The 14,833-nt window shown below is 67.1% G+C and carries 18 protein-coding genes; 9 read left to right on the top strand and 9 right to left on the bottom strand.

The genetic code is table 11. The annotated features are described in order from the left end of the window. Positions 1-41: 41 nt before the first annotated feature. Positions 42-1,043, bottom strand: coding sequence for an NAD(P)-dependent oxidoreductase (locus ACFVJ5_RS21695; protein WP_379222703.1), 1,002 nt, complete (start codon positions 1,041-1,043; stop codon positions 42-44). Positions 1,044-1,099: 56 nt separating this feature from the next. Between ACFVJ5_RS21695 and ACFVJ5_RS21690 the strand changes: the two genes are divergently transcribed. After that, entirely contained in the window at positions 1,100-1,444 is a 345-nt protein-coding gene (locus ACFVJ5_RS21690; RefSeq protein ID WP_379222702.1) for a winged helix-turn-helix transcriptional regulator, read from the top strand. 3 nt (positions 1,445-1,447) lie between these two features. On the opposite strand, the gene ACFVJ5_RS21685 is transcribed toward ACFVJ5_RS21690, so the two are convergent. Then, on the bottom strand, positions 1,448-2,584 hold the full coding sequence (locus ACFVJ5_RS21685) for a glycerate kinase (protein ID WP_379222513.1): 1,137 nt from the start codon (positions 2,582-2,584) through the stop codon (positions 1,448-1,450). Positions 2,585-2,742: 158 nt separating this feature from the next. Between ACFVJ5_RS21685 and ACFVJ5_RS21680 the strand changes: the two genes are divergently transcribed. Then, the gene (locus ACFVJ5_RS21680; RefSeq protein WP_379222511.1) at positions 2,743-3,054 is read left to right on the top strand and encodes a GNAT family N-acetyltransferase; all 312 of its coding nucleotides are present in this window, start codon (positions 2,743-2,745) and stop codon (positions 3,052-3,054) included. Here the strand turns inward: ACFVJ5_RS21680 and ACFVJ5_RS21675 are convergent. Beyond that, the gene (locus ACFVJ5_RS21675) at positions 3,048-3,806 is read right to left on the bottom strand and encodes a lysophospholipid acyltransferase family protein (RefSeq protein ID WP_379222510.1); all 759 of its coding nucleotides are present in this window, start codon (positions 3,804-3,806) and stop codon (positions 3,048-3,050) included. The genes ACFVJ5_RS21680 and ACFVJ5_RS21675 overlap by 7 nt on opposite strands. Positions 3,807-3,911: 105 nt before the next feature. Here ACFVJ5_RS21675 and ACFVJ5_RS21670 point away from each other — a divergent pair, with 105 nt between their 5' ends. The 3 genes from ACFVJ5_RS21670 to ACFVJ5_RS21660 all read left to right on the top strand — a co-directional run bounded on the left by ACFVJ5_RS21670 (position 3,912) and on the right by ACFVJ5_RS21660 (position 5,822). Then, positions 3,912-4,550, top strand: a complete 639-nt coding sequence (locus ACFVJ5_RS21670; RefSeq protein ID WP_379222508.1) for a YqgE/AlgH family protein — start codon at positions 3,912-3,914, stop codon at positions 4,548-4,550. A gap of 67 nt (positions 4,551-4,617) precedes the next feature. Then, entirely contained in the window at positions 4,618-5,127 is a 510-nt protein-coding gene (locus tag ACFVJ5_RS21665; protein ID WP_067455024.1) for a sigma-70 family RNA polymerase sigma factor, read from the top strand. After that, positions 5,124-5,822: a zf-HC2 domain-containing protein gene (locus ACFVJ5_RS21660; protein ID WP_379222506.1), complete on the top strand. Its 699-nt coding sequence runs from the start codon at positions 5,124-5,126 to the stop codon at positions 5,820-5,822. The genes ACFVJ5_RS21665 and ACFVJ5_RS21660 overlap by 4 nt, the downstream gene beginning before the upstream one ends. Positions 5,823-5,874: 52 nt before the next feature. On the opposite strand, the gene ACFVJ5_RS21655 is transcribed toward ACFVJ5_RS21660, so the two are convergent. From ACFVJ5_RS21655 to ACFVJ5_RS21645, 3 genes are all read right to left on the bottom strand, one after another. Further along, a complete protein-coding gene (locus ACFVJ5_RS21655; protein WP_379222504.1) occupies positions 5,875-6,657 on the bottom strand; it encodes an ABC transporter permease in 783 nt (260 codons plus the stop codon). Next, on the bottom strand, positions 6,654-7,643 hold the full coding sequence (locus ACFVJ5_RS21650; protein WP_379222502.1) for an ATP-binding cassette domain-containing protein: 990 nt from the start codon (positions 7,641-7,643) through the stop codon (positions 6,654-6,656). The genes ACFVJ5_RS21655 and ACFVJ5_RS21650 overlap by 4 nt, the downstream gene beginning before the upstream one ends. Before the next feature lie 89 nt (positions 7,644-7,732). Beyond that, positions 7,733-8,260, bottom strand: coding sequence for an EXLDI protein (locus ACFVJ5_RS21645; protein ID WP_379222501.1), 528 nt, complete (start codon positions 8,258-8,260; stop codon positions 7,733-7,735). Between the two features lie 141 nt (positions 8,261-8,401). On the opposite strand from ACFVJ5_RS21645, the gene ACFVJ5_RS21640 reads away from it, so the two are divergent. From ACFVJ5_RS21640 to ACFVJ5_RS21625, 4 genes are read left to right on the top strand one after another with little or no spacing between them, the layout of a single operon-like run. After that, a complete protein-coding gene (locus ACFVJ5_RS21640) occupies positions 8,402-10,108 on the top strand; it encodes a thiamine pyrophosphate-binding protein (RefSeq protein WP_379222499.1) in 1,707 nt (568 codons plus the stop codon). Continuing rightward, positions 10,105-10,764: an SRPBCC family protein gene (locus tag ACFVJ5_RS21635; protein WP_379222497.1), complete on the top strand. Its 660-nt coding sequence runs from the start codon at positions 10,105-10,107 to the stop codon at positions 10,762-10,764. The genes ACFVJ5_RS21640 and ACFVJ5_RS21635 overlap by 4 nt, the downstream gene beginning before the upstream one ends. Positions 10,765-10,766: 2 nt before the next feature. Next, a complete protein-coding gene (locus ACFVJ5_RS21630) occupies positions 10,767-11,780 on the top strand; it encodes a 3-oxoacyl-ACP synthase III family protein (RefSeq protein ID WP_379222700.1) in 1,014 nt (337 codons plus the stop codon). Then, positions 11,777-12,805: a pyridoxal phosphate-dependent aminotransferase gene (locus tag ACFVJ5_RS21625; RefSeq protein ID WP_379222495.1), complete on the top strand. Its 1,029-nt coding sequence runs from the start codon at positions 11,777-11,779 to the stop codon at positions 12,803-12,805. Before ACFVJ5_RS21630 ends, ACFVJ5_RS21625 begins: the two co-directional genes overlap by 4 nt. An 89-nt stretch (positions 12,806-12,894) precedes the next feature. Here the strand turns inward: ACFVJ5_RS21625 and ACFVJ5_RS21620 are convergent, their stop codons facing one another. From ACFVJ5_RS21620 to ACFVJ5_RS21610, 3 genes are all read right to left on the bottom strand, one after another. After that, the gene (locus ACFVJ5_RS21620; RefSeq protein ID WP_379222494.1) at positions 12,895-13,236 is read right to left on the bottom strand and encodes a hypothetical protein; all 342 of its coding nucleotides are present in this window, start codon (positions 13,234-13,236) and stop codon (positions 12,895-12,897) included. Positions 13,237-13,391: 155 nt separating this feature from the next. After that, positions 13,392-13,661 (bottom strand): hypothetical protein, encoded by a 270-nt coding sequence (locus ACFVJ5_RS21615; protein ID WP_378894324.1) that lies wholly within the window; start codon positions 13,659-13,661, stop codon positions 13,392-13,394. Positions 13,662-14,223: 562 nt separating this feature from the next. Beyond that, positions 14,224-14,508, bottom strand: a complete 285-nt coding sequence (locus ACFVJ5_RS21610; protein ID WP_379222492.1) for a hypothetical protein — start codon at positions 14,506-14,508, stop codon at positions 14,224-14,226. Positions 14,509-14,833: the final 325 nt, after the last annotated feature.

The following is a 14,833-nucleotide window of genomic DNA, read 5'->3' as shown; positions in this document are numbered from 1 at the left end:
GATAACGGTGACCGCCTCGGCCGCTCGGCCCGAAGCCGACATCAGGACGCCTCGCCGCGGAACAACGCGTACGGCGAGATCTGCTTGCCTGTCGCCTCGGACGCGGTCACGGCCTTGCGCCAGAACGACTGGGCGAGGTGGGACAAGCTCGCGTCGACGCCTGCTTCTTCGCTGGCGTCGATGATGTGCTGGGCGCCCGCGTCCATCATCTTCAGGTGCGAGAGCTCCGCGAAGCCGCCTGCCTTGTTCGCCTCGGCGAACTGTTCGATGAAGAACGGGTAGGCCCCGGCGGAGCGAACGGCGAACGGTACGAACTGGTCGATGCTGTGGCCGGAGTTCGCGATCATCGCCGACGCCTGGTCGAACGCCAGCAACCACGGGTGGAAGGTGATGAGCAGGGCCTGGTAGAAGATCTGGGCCAAGCCGTCGTCCGTGCCCAGGTATTCCTGCGGGCTGAGCGGGCGCAGCAGCTCGGCGTGCGCGTCGAAGACCGCCTTCGGGCCGCTGTAGAAGATGTAGGACGAGGGATGGACGATGTTGTCGCCCGCCGACATCACGCCGCCGGAGAGGAATTCGGCGCCGCGCTCACGAACCCACTTCGCGCCCGCCCGTGCCTTGTCCGGTGAATCGGAGGACAGGTTGGCGATCACCTTGCCGGGCAAGTGGTCGATCGCCTGGCCGAGCACGTCGTACATGGCGTCGTAGTGGGTGAGGCTGAGCACCGAGACCTCGTTGGCCTCCAGGGCCTCGGCGACGGTGTCGGCGCGCTTGGCGCCCAGCGCCACCATGGCATCGACCTTGGCGGTGCTGCGATTCCACACCGTCACCTCGACACCCGCTTCGAGGAAGGCCCTGACCATGGCCTGGCCCATCGGGCCGAGGCCGAGAACGGAAACGGAACGGGGAGCGGTCTGCTCGGACATGGTGTGGCCCTTCGATTCTCGATACTGGTTGGTTCGGCGCCGCTTTCCATGGTGGTCGGCGCGAGTATCGTCGGGAAGACCGAACGTTCGGGTGTGGTTGCTTACCCAGAGGTTCGAAATACGGTCAGAAGGGTGTGGCGACGTTGAGTAGTGACGCAGATCACGATGTGTGCGGTATGAGCCTGGCCATCGACGTCGTCGGCGGCAAATGGAAGTTGCACCTGATGTGGGTGCTCGGCGCCGGGCCGCAGCGATTCGGTCAGATCCGGCGGCTGCTCGAGGGCGTGAGCGAGAAGGTGCTCGCCGAAAACCTGCGACACCTGGAGAGCACCGGCGTGGTGCACCGCGAGATCTTCCCCGAGATCCCGCCGCGGGTGGAGTATTCGCTCACCCCGCTGGGTGAAGCCCTTCGCCTCGCACTGGAACCGCTCGAGACCTGGGGCGACGAGAACCGCGAGGCGTTGGCCACCGCTACCCGGCCGTCCGGCCCGCAGCCTTCGCCCGCCCGAATCGCGCTGTAACCGTCAGCGTGTCCTGCACAAGTGCTCGATGGCGATTCGTTCGCCGATGCGTTCGAGCAGGTCCGCCGCCGCGATGATCGAGCGCGCGGGATCGGGCTCGAGGTCGCTGAGCGGATAGCAGGCGGCGAACCCAGCGGCTCGAATCTCCCCTGGCGACAACAGGGTTCGGCCCACCGCCGCGATCACCGGCACGCCAGCCTTCTTCGCCGCCGCGGCGACCCCGACCGGCGCCTTCCCGTGCATGCTCTGGTGATCCAGCGAGCCCTCACCGGTGACCACCAGCCTGGCCCCGTCGATCAGCGCGTTGAATTCCAGCAGCTCGAGCAATACATCGATCCCGCTGCGAACCTGCGCGCCCAGCACCGCGAGCGCGCCGAAGCCGGTGCCGCCCGCCGCGCCCGCACCACCGATCTCGGCATATCCGGTGCCCAGCACGGCCGCCCAGTTGGTAAGCCCCGCTTCGAGTTTCACCATCTGCCGAGCACTGGCGCCCTTCTGCGGCGCGTACACCGCTACCGCACCGGCCGGCCCGAGCAACGGATTGTCCACATCGCAGGCCAGCGTGAACAGCGTCGTCGCGACCGCCGGATGCAACCCACCTCGATCCACCGAGACAACCTGCTCGAGTATCGCGGCCACATCCCCGCGGCCCGCCAGTTCCCGGCCCTCCTGATCGAGCAACCGCAACCCGAGCGCCCGCAACAACCCCGACCCGCCGTCGGTCGAAGCGCTTCCGCCGAGCCCGACTACGATCTCCCTCGCCCCGCCGTCGAGCGCGTGCGCGATGGCGACCCCCAACCCGTACGTGTCGGCCCGCAGCGGATCCAGCCGCCCACCGGGCAACTTCACCAGCCCCACGGCAGCCGCCAACTCCACCACCGCGGTATCGCCCCGCACCGCGTACACCGCCGTCGAGGCCTCTCCCGTAGGCCCGGGCGCGGCGACCTCGACCCGCTTCCACCCCGACGCCACGAAAGCGTCGACCATCCCGTCACCACCGTCGGCCACCGGCACACACCGCACCTGTGCCTTCGGCGCACGCCGAGCGATTCCCCTGGCCAGAGCCCTGGCAACCTCCGGTGCGGTCAACGACCCCTTGAACTTGTCGGGAGCGAGCACGACAAGCGGTTCGCCGGCCATCTGTTCCGCCTCTCCGTGTATTCATAGTGTCGTTTCCGAGCTCGACCGTTCGCTCTCGGCCTTTCGTCAGGCGCGCAACGGCTCGGAGGTGGTCGGGGAGTGACCCATGTTCTCATTTGCTCAGTGGGTTGTCCTCCCGAACACGGTAGCGTCGACCTATGGCGACCGAGGTCCGCAACAACACCGCGCTCGAGCGGTTCGAACTCACCGCCGACGGTCAACCCGCCGGCTACATCGAATACCAGGACACCGGGGACGAACGCGCCCTCGTGCACACCGAGATCTACCCCCGATTCGAAGGCCGAGGACTGGCGAACACGCTGGTCGAAGCCGCGCTGGACGCCAGCAGAGACCAGGGTTTCAGCGTCTTGCCGATGTGCCCGGTCGTCCTGCATTTCATCACCACCCATCCCGACTACATCGCCTACGTCCCGCAGCGAGCCAGGGAGTTGTTCGGTCTACCTCAGTAGTGCGCGACGGCCCCGTCGACAGCCAGTTGCAGCTCGTCTTTGACGAGCCTGGCGATGTCGGCGGGCCGCTGCGGCAACTCGAGAATCGGCGCCCGGAAGTAGGCGAGCCCCGACACCACCTCGGCCGCGGTCGGTTCGACACCGGCCGCATAGGACCCGTAGTTCATCCCCATGGCGACCAGCGCGGGCGCGGCGTCCAGTTTGGCCGCCCGGAACGCGATGTGCCCGATTCCGCTGCCGACCGCCTGCACTTTGGTGTGATCTACCTCATTGCACGTCCCCTCGGGGAAGATCGCCAGGTGATCACCGGCGGCCAACCGCTGCGCGCACACATCCATCATTCGCTGACCTGCGGCATTGACCGCGCGAATGCCGTGATCCTTGCCGCGGAACACCGGGATCCCGCCCATCATGTCCACCTTGCGCCGCTGCTCGGGATCGAGGAAGAGCTCGTCCTTCGCCAGCACCCGCACCCGCCCGATCTTCGAGCGCAGCGGTGAGCGCCACGCCGTCGCCGCGACCGTGTACGGGTCGCTGGTCGAGAGGTGGTTGATCGCGTAGATCACCGGCCGACCGCTGCGGATCAGGGCCTTCAACTGTTGTTTCGCGCCCTCGGCGAACATCACGCGCGGCCGGAACCGCCGGGCCAGCACGGCATACGAGGCCAGCGCCTTCCACCTGTTCTGCTGATGCCGCAGGTAGTAGTCGTACACAGCGTCGTTGTCGTCGAGCAGGACTTCGGGCGAGTGCATAGCGCGACACTACCGGGCGATCGAGGGGTCCACGCACGAAGAAATTCCGGTTTCGATCCGCTCCGCGGGAAGCGCGCACCGCCGCTCCAATGCGATGATGGCTCGGTGGCAGGCGGAGACGACCCGGACGAGCGCCGGACTCGCGACGGGCACGGCGACGACCGGCGGCGTGGGCAGCCCGCGGTGAACGTCCGCGCGGGCAACCTGCTGGTGTCCGCGACAGACCTGGTGGAACCTACTTTCCGGCGCACCGTCGTGTATGTGATCGAGCACAACGACGCGGGCAGCCTCGGCGTGGTGCTGAACCGGCCGAGCGAGACCCCGGTCGTGGATGTGCTGCCCGCCTGGGCGGACTTGGCGGCCGCCCCGACCGATCTCTACATCGGCGGCCCGGTCAAACGCGATGCGGCGCTGTGCCTGGCGGTGCTGCGCGCCGGCGTCGACATCTCCGAGATCCGCGGCCTGCGCCGGGTCGACGGCCGGGTGGTGCTGGTCGATCTGGACGCCGACCCCGCCGAGATCGGCCCGCTCGTCGAGAAGATCCGGATCTTCGCCGGCTACGCGGGCTGGTCGATGGGCCAGCTCGACGGCGAACTCGACAACGACGATTGGATCGTGGTCTCGGCGCTGCCGTCGGATCCGATCGCCACCGATCGCCACGATCTGTGGTCCGCGGTCTTGCGCCGTCAACCGTTGCCGCTGGCCCTGCTGGCGACCCACCCGATTGAACTCGAACGCAACTGATCCCGTTACTCCTTCACACGAGCAGGAGTGACATATGAATTACGACGAGCAGTGACCAGGGCCGCCGATGAACGATGGTCGCGACGAACTGATGCGCGCGCTCTACGCCGAGCACGCACCCGCGCTGTGGCGTTTCACCCTCGGCTTGGTGCGCGATCCCGGCCGGGCCGAGGACATCGTGCAGGAGACCCTGCTGCGCGCCTGGCAACGCCCGGCCGTGCTGGAGCAGACCGAAACCTCGCCGCGCGCATGGTTGTTCACCGTGGCTCGTAATCTCGCGGTCGACGAGCATCGCAGCGCCAGGCACCGCCGCGAGTTCGGCACCGACAACCCACCGGAGCAGGTGAGCCCCGACCAGTCGGATCGGGCGCTCGACGGCTGGCTGGTCGCCGACGCGCTGAGCACGCTGAGCCCGGACCATCGCGAGGTGATCGTGCGGGCCTACTATCGCGGCCTCGGCATGGCCCAGATCGCCGACGAACTGGGCATTCCGCCGGGGACCGTGAAGTCGCGCTTGCACTACGGCATGCGCGCCATGCGACTGGCGCTACAGGAGATGGGGGTGACGAACCGATGACCGATCTCGCCGACGAGTACAGCACCTGGGACGCGGCCTATGTCCTCGGTTCGCTCGGCGCCGCCGAGCGGCGTGAATACGAGGCGCACCTGCTCGACTGCGCGCACTGCCGGCAGGCCGTCGCCGAGCTGTCCGGGATGCCGGGCATGCTCGCCCTGGTCGACCGCGATACCGCGCTGTCGATGATCGCCTCGCCCGAGCCGGTTCCGGCACAGGTCCCCGATATGCTCCCGTCGCTGGCCGCGGCGGCCGAACGGCGCAGACGGCGGCGGCGCTGGGTGAATGTCGGCAGCGCGGTGGCGGCTGCCGCGGCGGCGGTGGCGATCGCGATTCCGGTGACCTTCACCGTGGCGCGCTCGGAGACGCCGACCGAGCAGATCGTCGCGGCGCAGCAGATGCAGGCGGTGGAGCAGACGCCGGTGAGCGCGCAGGTGAAGCTGGTGCGCGACGGTGACCGCACGCGCCTGGTGATGACCTGCCGCTACGCACCGAGCGCCTACGGCTCCAGCTACACCCGCACGTACGGGCTGGTGGTGACCGCGGGTGAGCAGCGCTTCGAACTCGACCGGTGGCCCGCGGGCCCCGGCACCGAGCTGACGGTGGATCGCACTATCGACGCCCCGCCGGATTCGATCAGCACAGTGGAGATCACGTCGGTCGATTCCGGCCGGACCGTCTTGGTCGCCCAGGTCTGAACGCGAAACGGTCCGGTCTCCGCGGGGGAGACCGGACCGTTTGCGCGACAGGCTACTTCGCTTGCTTGCGGAAGATCGACTTCGACCACAGGAAGCCGCCGCCCGCGATGACCGCGCACCAGACCAGCGAGACCCAGCCGTTGGCGCCGATCTCGGTACCCATCAGCAGTCCGCGCAGCGTCTCGGTGATCGGGGTGAAGGGCTGGTATTCGGCGAACTGACGCATGCCGACCGGCATCGTGTCGGTAGCGACCAGACCACTGCCGAGGAAGGGCAGCAGCACGATGGGAAACGGTGCGTTGCTGGCACTTTCAGGGGTGGGCGAGAGCAGGCCCAGCGCGATGGCGAGCCAGGTGAAGGCGAAGGTCACCAGGGCGAGCAGCCCGAAAGCGCCGACCCACTCCACGAGGTTCGCGTTCGGCCGGAAGCCGACCAGCATCGCGACGGCGGTCATCGCGACAACGCCCGCCATCGCCTGGATGAGCGCGCCGAGCACATGCCCGGTGAGCACCGACGACTGCGAGATCGCCATCACCCGAAAGCGATTCACGATGCCCTTGCTCGCGTCGGTGGCGATCGAGACCGCTACCGACACCGTCAGGTAGGCGGGCAACAGCAGCATCATGCCCGGCGCCAGATAGTCGATATAGCTGCCGCCCGAGGACTTCTCGAGCGCCCCGCCGAAGACGTACTTGAACACGAGCATCAGCACGATCGGCATGATGATGATGCTGAACGTCATGCTGGGGTAGCGCTTGACGTGAATCATGTTGCGCCGCAGCATCGTCATCGTGTCGGCGACGGCGTAGGACTTGGATTTGGTCTGAGTGGTCATCGCAGAGACTCCTGCTCGATGGTGGCGCGGCCGGTGAGGGTGAGGAAGACGTCGTCGAGGTTGGGGGTGTGCACGGAAATGCCGCCCGCTTCGATGTTCTCGGCATCCAGGAGGTCGAGGACGGCACGCAGTGAACGCACGCCGCCGGCGCTGGGCACGGCGAGGGTCAGCCCGTCGGTGCCCTCGACCACTTTCGCCGTCGAGCCGAACGCACGCTGGGCGGCGTCCACATCGGGCTGATCGGTGAAATCGATGCGGATGTGGCCGCCGGGGATCAGTCGCTTCAGTTCTGCCGCAGTGCCTTCCGCGACGATCCGGCCGTTGTCGAGCACCGCGATGCGATCGGCCAGCTGGTCGGCCTCCTCGAGGTACTGCGTGGTGAGGAAGACGGTGACGCCGAGATCGTCGACCAGGCCGCGGATGATCTCCCAGATGGAGCGGCGACTGCGCGGATCGAGGCCGGTGGTCGGTTCGTCGAGGAAGATCACCCGCGGGTTGCCGACCAGCGTCATCGCCAGATCGAGCCTGCGGGTCATGCCGCCGGAATAGGTGCTCGCGGGCTTGTCGGCCGCCTCGACCAGGTCGAAGCGTTCCAGCAATTCGTCGGCCAGAGTGCGGGTTTCGCGGCGCGGTAGATGGTTCAGATCCCCCATCATGTGCAGGTTCTCCCGGCCGGTCAGCAACTCGTCGACCGCGGCGAACTGCCCGGTGACGCCGATCAGCTCACGCACCCCGCCCCGGTCGGTCGCCACATCATGGCCGCCCACGGTGCATTCGCCGCCGTCGGCGGCGATCAGTGTGGTGAGGATCTGCACGGTGGTGGTCTTGCCCGCGCCGTTGGGGCCGAGCAACGAGAAGACGGTGCCCTCGGCGACGGTGATGTCGATGCCGTCGAGAACTGTTTTGTCGCCGTAGGCCTTGTGGAGACCGCGTGCGGTGATGGCCGAGTTGACCATGATCGTCCCTTTCCAGAGGATTGCATTCATTGCTGCGAATATGTGCATGGGTTATCGACACAGCCCCCAGGGGCTGCGGTTGGTGTGTGCGGTGTGTGGTTGTTCGCCCGAGGGCGGAGCTAGATGTCGAGTTCCTCGATCTGCGGGTGCGCGGTGATGTCTTCGACCTTGCGATAGAGCTTGTCGGGCACGCGATCCTTCAGATCTTTCAGATCGTCGAGGATCTCGTACTCGTAGTCGCCCCAGTCCCACGGCCGGTCACCGATGCCGAACATGCGGCGCCAGTATTTCCAGTCCTTCATGTCGCCCGCGGCATCCCCGGTCGGGTATTCCGACCACAGCGCCGAGTGCGTGTGGAGCACGAGCTTGCCCTTGCGGCTGCGGAAGACCTGCTGGTGCAGCACCCGCTTGTCGCCGACATCGCGCCATTCACCCAGCAGCACGCCCTGGAAGCGCACCTGCCGGACACCGTCGCGACCCACCTGCAGGACAACCTCCTCGAAGCCGGCCTCACGACCTTCCTCCAGTTCGATGAGCCTGCGCAGCGCGCTGACCACGGTGCTGGAGAGGTTTCCGCCCACGAGCTCTTGCGCCCGCTGGAACACGGGGAGATCGTCGTCGGCTACGTAGATCGTCTTGTTGGGCATGAACCCACTATACGTATATGTGTACGTACACACAAGGGGTGGTTTTCACCCACCCTCTGAACTCTCCCTCGGCGCGCCTCGTAACCCCATCAGACGCGGTGCACTGCGGCGTCACATTTTCGTCGCGGAGAAGGAGGGCCGATGCCGGACAGAGTCGTGGACTACCTGGTACGAACGGTAGCCGACCGGGGAATCACCCAGATCTTCGGCGTCGACGGCGCCAATATCGAGGACCTCTACGACGCGATCTTCGACGCGGGCGGTTCACCGGCCGGCATCGTCGCCAAGCACGAGTTCTCCGCGGCGACCATGGCCGACGGGTATGCGCGCAGCACCGGCGGGCTGGGCGTCGTGGCCGCCACGTCCGGCGGTGGAGCGGTGAATCTCGTTGCCGGACTGGCCGAATCATTCACCTCACGGGTTCCGGTGCTGGCGTTGATCGGACAGCCGCCGACCAGCCTGGAAGGTCTCGGCGCGTTCCAGGATTCGAGCGGCCTGTCCGAATCCATCGACGCGGCAGCGTTGTTCGCGACGATCAGCAAGTACTGCGCTCGGGTGACCGATCCGCTCGAACTGCCCGCACAGCTCGCCGCGGCGATCGCAGCGGCGGAGAGTGGTGGACCTGCGGTGCTGTTGATCCCGAAAGATGTTCAGCAGCAATCGATGCCCGTCCCCTCACAACAGTTCGACGCCGTTACCGATGGAGTACAGCTGGATCGCGCCTCCCCGATTTCCCCGGAAGCGGCTTCCCCGCACACCATCGCCACCGAACTCACCTGCGCCCGGCGCACCGGGAAGGTCGTGATCATCGCCGGTGATCAGGTCGCCCGCGACGACGCCCGCGCCGAGCTCGCCGAACTGGTCGCCACGCTCGACGCCGCCATCGGCTTGGCCCCCGATGCCAAGGACGTGTACTCCAACACCGGCCCCGGCTACTGCGGTGTCGCGGGCAGCATGGGTCATGCCGAGCTGGCCGAAGCCCTGTCGGCGGCGAGCGCCTGCCTGCTCGTCGGCACCCGTCTGCCGGTCACTGCCCGCGCCGGGCTCGACGCGGCCCTCGCCGACCTGCCGGTGCTCAGCATCGGCGCGCACGCTCCGTACCTCGCCGCGACCCACGCCACCAGCACGGACCTCGCGGAAACCATCGCCACGCTGCTGGCCGACATCGGGGCAGGCGCGACAACAAGCCGCAGCTCCGCCGAGCTCACGCCGATGTCCGTCCCCGCAGCGGCAGGCCCTGGCCTGCGCTATCGCACTGTCATCGAGGCGATTCAGCGCGCGCTGCCCGACGGCGCCGATGTTTTCGCCGATGCGGGTAACACCGGCGCCTCGGTGGTGCATTACCTACGGGTACCCGAGCGCGGACGTTTCACGGTCGCACTCGGGATGGGCGGCATGGGGTACGCGTTCGGTGCGGGTATCGGATCCGCGTTCGCCCGCCGCGCCGCGCCCGACGGCCCGCACCGCACCGTCGTCATCGCCGGTGACGGCTCGTTCTTCATGCACGGCATGGAGATTCACACCGCGATCGAACACGACCTGCCCATCACCTTCGTGGTGTTCAACAACAACGCGCACGCCATGTGCGTCACCCGAGAACAGCTCTACTACCGGGATCGCTACAGCTTCAACCGTTTTCAACCGTCACATCTGGGAGCGGGCCTCGCGGCCATGTTCCCCGGGCTGTCCGCCCGCACCGTCTCCGACGCCACCCGGTTGTCCGACGCACTGGACCTCAGCTTCGCCGCCACCGGGCCGTCGTTCCTCGAAATCCTCTGCGACCCCGACGAAGTCCCACCGTTTCTCCCCTTCCTGTCAGCCCTCGAATCATCCAGGAGCACCCCGTGACCATCAGCGCCCTGCCGGCCCTGTCCGACATCCCCGAGGAGGTGGTGCCCGGCGTCATCCGCATCGAGAACTCCGACCGGGAGACCACAACGCCGATCATCATGGACATGCTGCGGTCGGTGTATCCGCACGATCAGATCTTCGGCGACTACTGCCCCGTGCAGACCTACGTCGCGGCCCCACCGCGCGAGGTCTACGAATACCTCGCCGACACCCGCTCGCTCGAGGAATGGACCTACAGCCTGCGCGGATTCACCGAAACCGAGGAGCCCGGCCTGTGGCTGTCCTACGACCGTCTCGGTGACGCGACCAAGTGTTTCACCCGCACCGTCGCCCATCCCGACGCGATGACCGTCGACTATCACTGCGCGTGGGACCAGTCCGAGCACCTCTGGATGATCTACCTGATGCGGGTGGTCGACGCCCAGGTGGTGTTCAACAAACCCGGCTCGGTGGTGACGTGGGTCAACTGCAAGCACCCCTTCTACGACGAGAACGGCTATCCCGAAACCGCGCCGCCGAAGCGCCCCGTCTGGGTCGGCGACTTCTGGGAGATGTTCTCCGCCGGACACCAGCTCGAGCTGGACAACCTCAAAGCCATTTGTGAATACCGCGCGGCCAACGGGCTGCCGATCAAGCCGGAGTGGATGCAGTGAACATGCCGCAGGTGAGTCTGGTCGACGTCGCGAGCTATCTGCCCGGCGACCCCGTCCCGACCGACTACTTCACCCAGTTCTCCCGCTCGGAGCGGATGGCCAAGAACGTGATGTTCCGCTCGCCGACCGGCCGTCATCACATCGGCCGCGACGAAACCGCCGTCGACATGGCCGAGCAGGCCTTCGCCGTGCTGCGTGAACGTCACGGCGCCGATCTCGCGTCCGAGATCGACATCATCATCACCCACACCCAACTGCCCGACAATCCGGTGCTCGGCGCGGGCCCCGAACTGGCTCGCCGGCTGGGCGCTCGACCGTCGCAGGTACTCGATGTGCACAACAGCGGCTGCGCGGCGTTCGTCCAGATGATGTCGATGGCCCGGATGATGATGGCCACCAGCGAGGCGAAGACCGCGCTGATCGTCGCCGCGCAGAATTGCGCGGGCCCGGTGTTCACCCAGCCCGATATCCGGAAATTGGCGCAGGCGCCGGTGCCCGGTGACGGTTGCGGAATCGGCTTGCTGCGCAAGGATGATTCGGGCCCGATCCTCGATATCGAAACCCGCACCTATCCCGAATTCGCCGGTGACATGGACTTCTCCACGAACGGTCCGCGCAAGTACTGGGAACCGGGCGAGGGTCAGGGCTGCGTGAGCTTCTCCGAATCCAAGATCACCAAGGTGTTCGCGCGCGGCAATCGGCTGGTGCCCGAGGTGGCGCTGGAGGTCTGCAAGCGGATCGGCGTGAAGAGCAGCGATATCGACACCTTCGTCACCAACCAGCCGAACCGGCTGTTCCTGCGCAACTGGCACGACGCGCTGGAGCTGCCCGCCGAACGTCATCCCGATACCTTCGATCAGTGCGGAAACCTGTTCGCCGCGGGCATTCCCGTCACTCTCGATGCGGAGAATCGAGCAGGTCGGTTGCGCAACGGGTCGGTGGTGTTGCTGTCGGCGTTCGCGCACGCGGGCGACTTCGCCGGTGCGGCGGCTGTTCGCTGGGGCGCCGCGCGATGACTGTGCAGCTGGTGGAACCGACGATCCCCTCCCGTCGGTTCCACACCACGGCGACACCCACGCTGTTCGACCTCGGTCTCAGCGAGAACCCCTTTCCCCCACTGCCTTCCGTGCTGGCGGCGGTGACTTCCGTACTCACCCAGGCCAACCGGTATCCGGAGTTCCTGCCGGAGGAACTGCCACGGGTCATCGCCGATCACCTCGGGGTCTCGCCCGACGACGTGGTGGTCGGCGCGGGGGCCACCGGTGTCGCTATGCAGGTGATACGGACGCTCGGCAGCGGTGAACTTCTCACCAGCACACCTACTTTCGACGGTTACCCGATCATGGCCGAGATGGCCGGGATGACCCTTGTCCCGATCCCCCTCGATCCCGGCGGCAATCAGGACCTGGCGGCCATGCGCCGCTCGGTGAACCGGCGCACCTCCCTGGCGGTGCTGTGCCGCCCGCACAATCCCACCGGCACCGTCCTCGACGCGGCGGCGGTGCGCTCCTTCCTCGCCGCGATCCCGCACCGCGTACCGGTTCTCCTCGACGAGGCCTACGTCGAATTCCTCGATCCGGCAGACCGTCTCGATATCCACACCCTGCTGCACCGTCACCCGAATCTGTTGATCCTGCGCACCTTCTCGAAGGCGTACGGACTGGCCGGGCTGCGGATCGGCTACTGCGTGGGCCGCGGAAAACTGATCGAACGAATCCGCCACCAGCAGTTGCCCTTCGGCACACCCACCGCGTCCATCGCCGCCGTGCGCGCCGCTTACGCGGCAGGCACGGAACTGCGCGACCGGGTCGACCACATCAACCGCGAACGAGATCTGCTCCGAATGACCCTGCGTGCCTGCGGAATCGAAGTCCCTCGCAGCCACGCGAATTTCCTCTACCTACCCGGTCCCGGCGTGGCCACCGCCCTGCGCCGCGCCGGAATCAAAGCAAAGGCCTACCCGGACGGTAGCGCCCGCATCACGGTCGGCGACCCCGCCGCGGGGCACGCCGTCCACGCTGCCCTCGCCGACCTGCGGTAACCCCTTCGACAACGGAACCCGACCCGGCCACTGGCCGGGTCACCCCGACCGGGACCCGGCCCCTCCACCAGGTCCCGGTCATCCGCGGTTCAGCACCCGCCGCCACCACCACAACCGCCCCCGCCGCCGCACCCACTCCCGCCGCCGCAGCTACCCCCGCTGCCGCCGTCACCACTACCGCCGTCACCGGTCCCGGCGAACCAGGCACCGGCACTACCCGCGGCAAGCCATCCCGACCTGCGCGCCGTGCCGCCCGCACGCCGCTTCGGCCCCAGCACGATCCTGGTGACGCCCATGATGAAGAACACCAGCGAGCCGAACAGGATCGCCGCCGTGAACATCCATCCGTAGGCCGCGGAGATCAGCCCGACAACCAGCAGCACCACCGCCCCGGCGATGTATTCCCTGCTCCCCCGCAGGTCAGAACGCATAGCAGCCATCGGAAACCTCCTGCGAATGTCGAACTCGTGGTGCGACCGGGTATGTCTGGGTCGACCGTAAACGCTGGTCCTTGCAATTCGCTTTCAGCCGGCCAGCGCCGATGGCGCGCCACAGCTGCTCCTCGCGCCGACGCGACAACCGGTCCTCAGTCCCCGCCGCCGCCACCGAAACCGCCGCCGTAGGTCTCGTTCAGCGAGTCCGCGTCGTCGATCCCGCGTCGACCTGCCTTGCCGCCGGTGTCGATCCGCAGACGTTGGTATTTCGACCGCAAGCGGCGCGAATCCCGAACACTCAGCACACCGCCGATCATCAGCAGTGTCACCGCGAAGCCGAGCAGGCCGAGGCCGACCAGCAGAGAATGGCTGGTGGCGATCACCCCGACCAGCGCTACCAGAATTCCCGCACCGTAGATCATCAAGATTGTCCGTTCAGATGTCAGCAGCTACTGCTGCCGCCGCCACAACTGCTGCTACTTCCCCCACCGCAGCTGCTGCTGCTGGATCCGGAGTCGCAGCTGCTGCTGCTGGATCCGGAGTCGCTGCTCCCCGACCAGGCGCTGCCGCTGGACCAGCTGCTGTCAGTGGAGCTCCAACTACTCGAGCCCGAGCGCCTTGCCCGCGTGTGCGTACGCGCCCGCTGTAGATTCGCGGCCCGCTGCGCGCGCCTGATCCTGTCGGCCGGGGTATCGGTCGCCCGAATGATCGCCCCGATGATCACCACCGGCCCTGCGATGAGCAGTACGACAAATACCGCGACTACGACGATCGCGAACAGTGTGGCGATCACATCGATGACGTTCACGGGACCCCCTACTTGGATCGGTATGTCGAGACCGACCGTAACCGCGCGTTCTTGCAATCCCCTTGTGGCCGACTAACGGTGAGATGCCCGGCTGGACACAACCGATCGCGATGAAGCCCACCGAGACCGAAATCGGCACACCGAGCACCGGTTCGGAATGCGCCGATGAACAACCGTCAATCGCCACTGGTCGACGAATAGTCACCGCTCGACGAATCACGGCGACCATTTCCACTCGACCACGCCGACCCTCGCCGACTCTTCGCCTGCCCCGACGTCGCGCGCCGACGCGCCCGGCGAACCGCGGCCGCATCCCGTTCGGTTCTGGCTTCCGGTGTGGCACTGAGCATGACGAGCCCGAACAGCACCAGCACGATCATGGTCGCCAGCAGCACTGTTCCGGTACCACCGCCGAGCAACAGCCCGACTACAGCGACGATGAACGCCACGACAAAGACCATGGTTCCTCCCCCGAGATGAGCGTCGCCGCGGACCGACGACACCGAATTACCTAGGCCACGACTCCCACGGCCAGCGACTACTCGCCGCCGCCACCCCCACAGCCGCCGCCTCCGCAGCCACCACTGCAGCCGCCGCCACCGTGCCCACCGCTGCCGCTGTTTCCCCCACCGCCGCCGTGCGACTGCCCGCCACCGTCACCGAACCAGCTGACCCCGCCCGCGGACGACCCCGCAGCCCACCACCGCTTCGACTTCCGCGATCCCCCGGGATCACGAAAGGCGAGAACGCAACCGACCACGACACCGACCGCCCCGATGACAATCA

Source organism: Nocardia sp. NPDC127606 (assembly GCF_042671725.1).
Classification (GTDB): domain Bacteria; phylum Actinomycetota; class Actinomycetes; order Mycobacteriales; family Mycobacteriaceae; genus Nocardia.
This window is presented reverse-complemented; position numbering and strand designations above follow the sequence as displayed.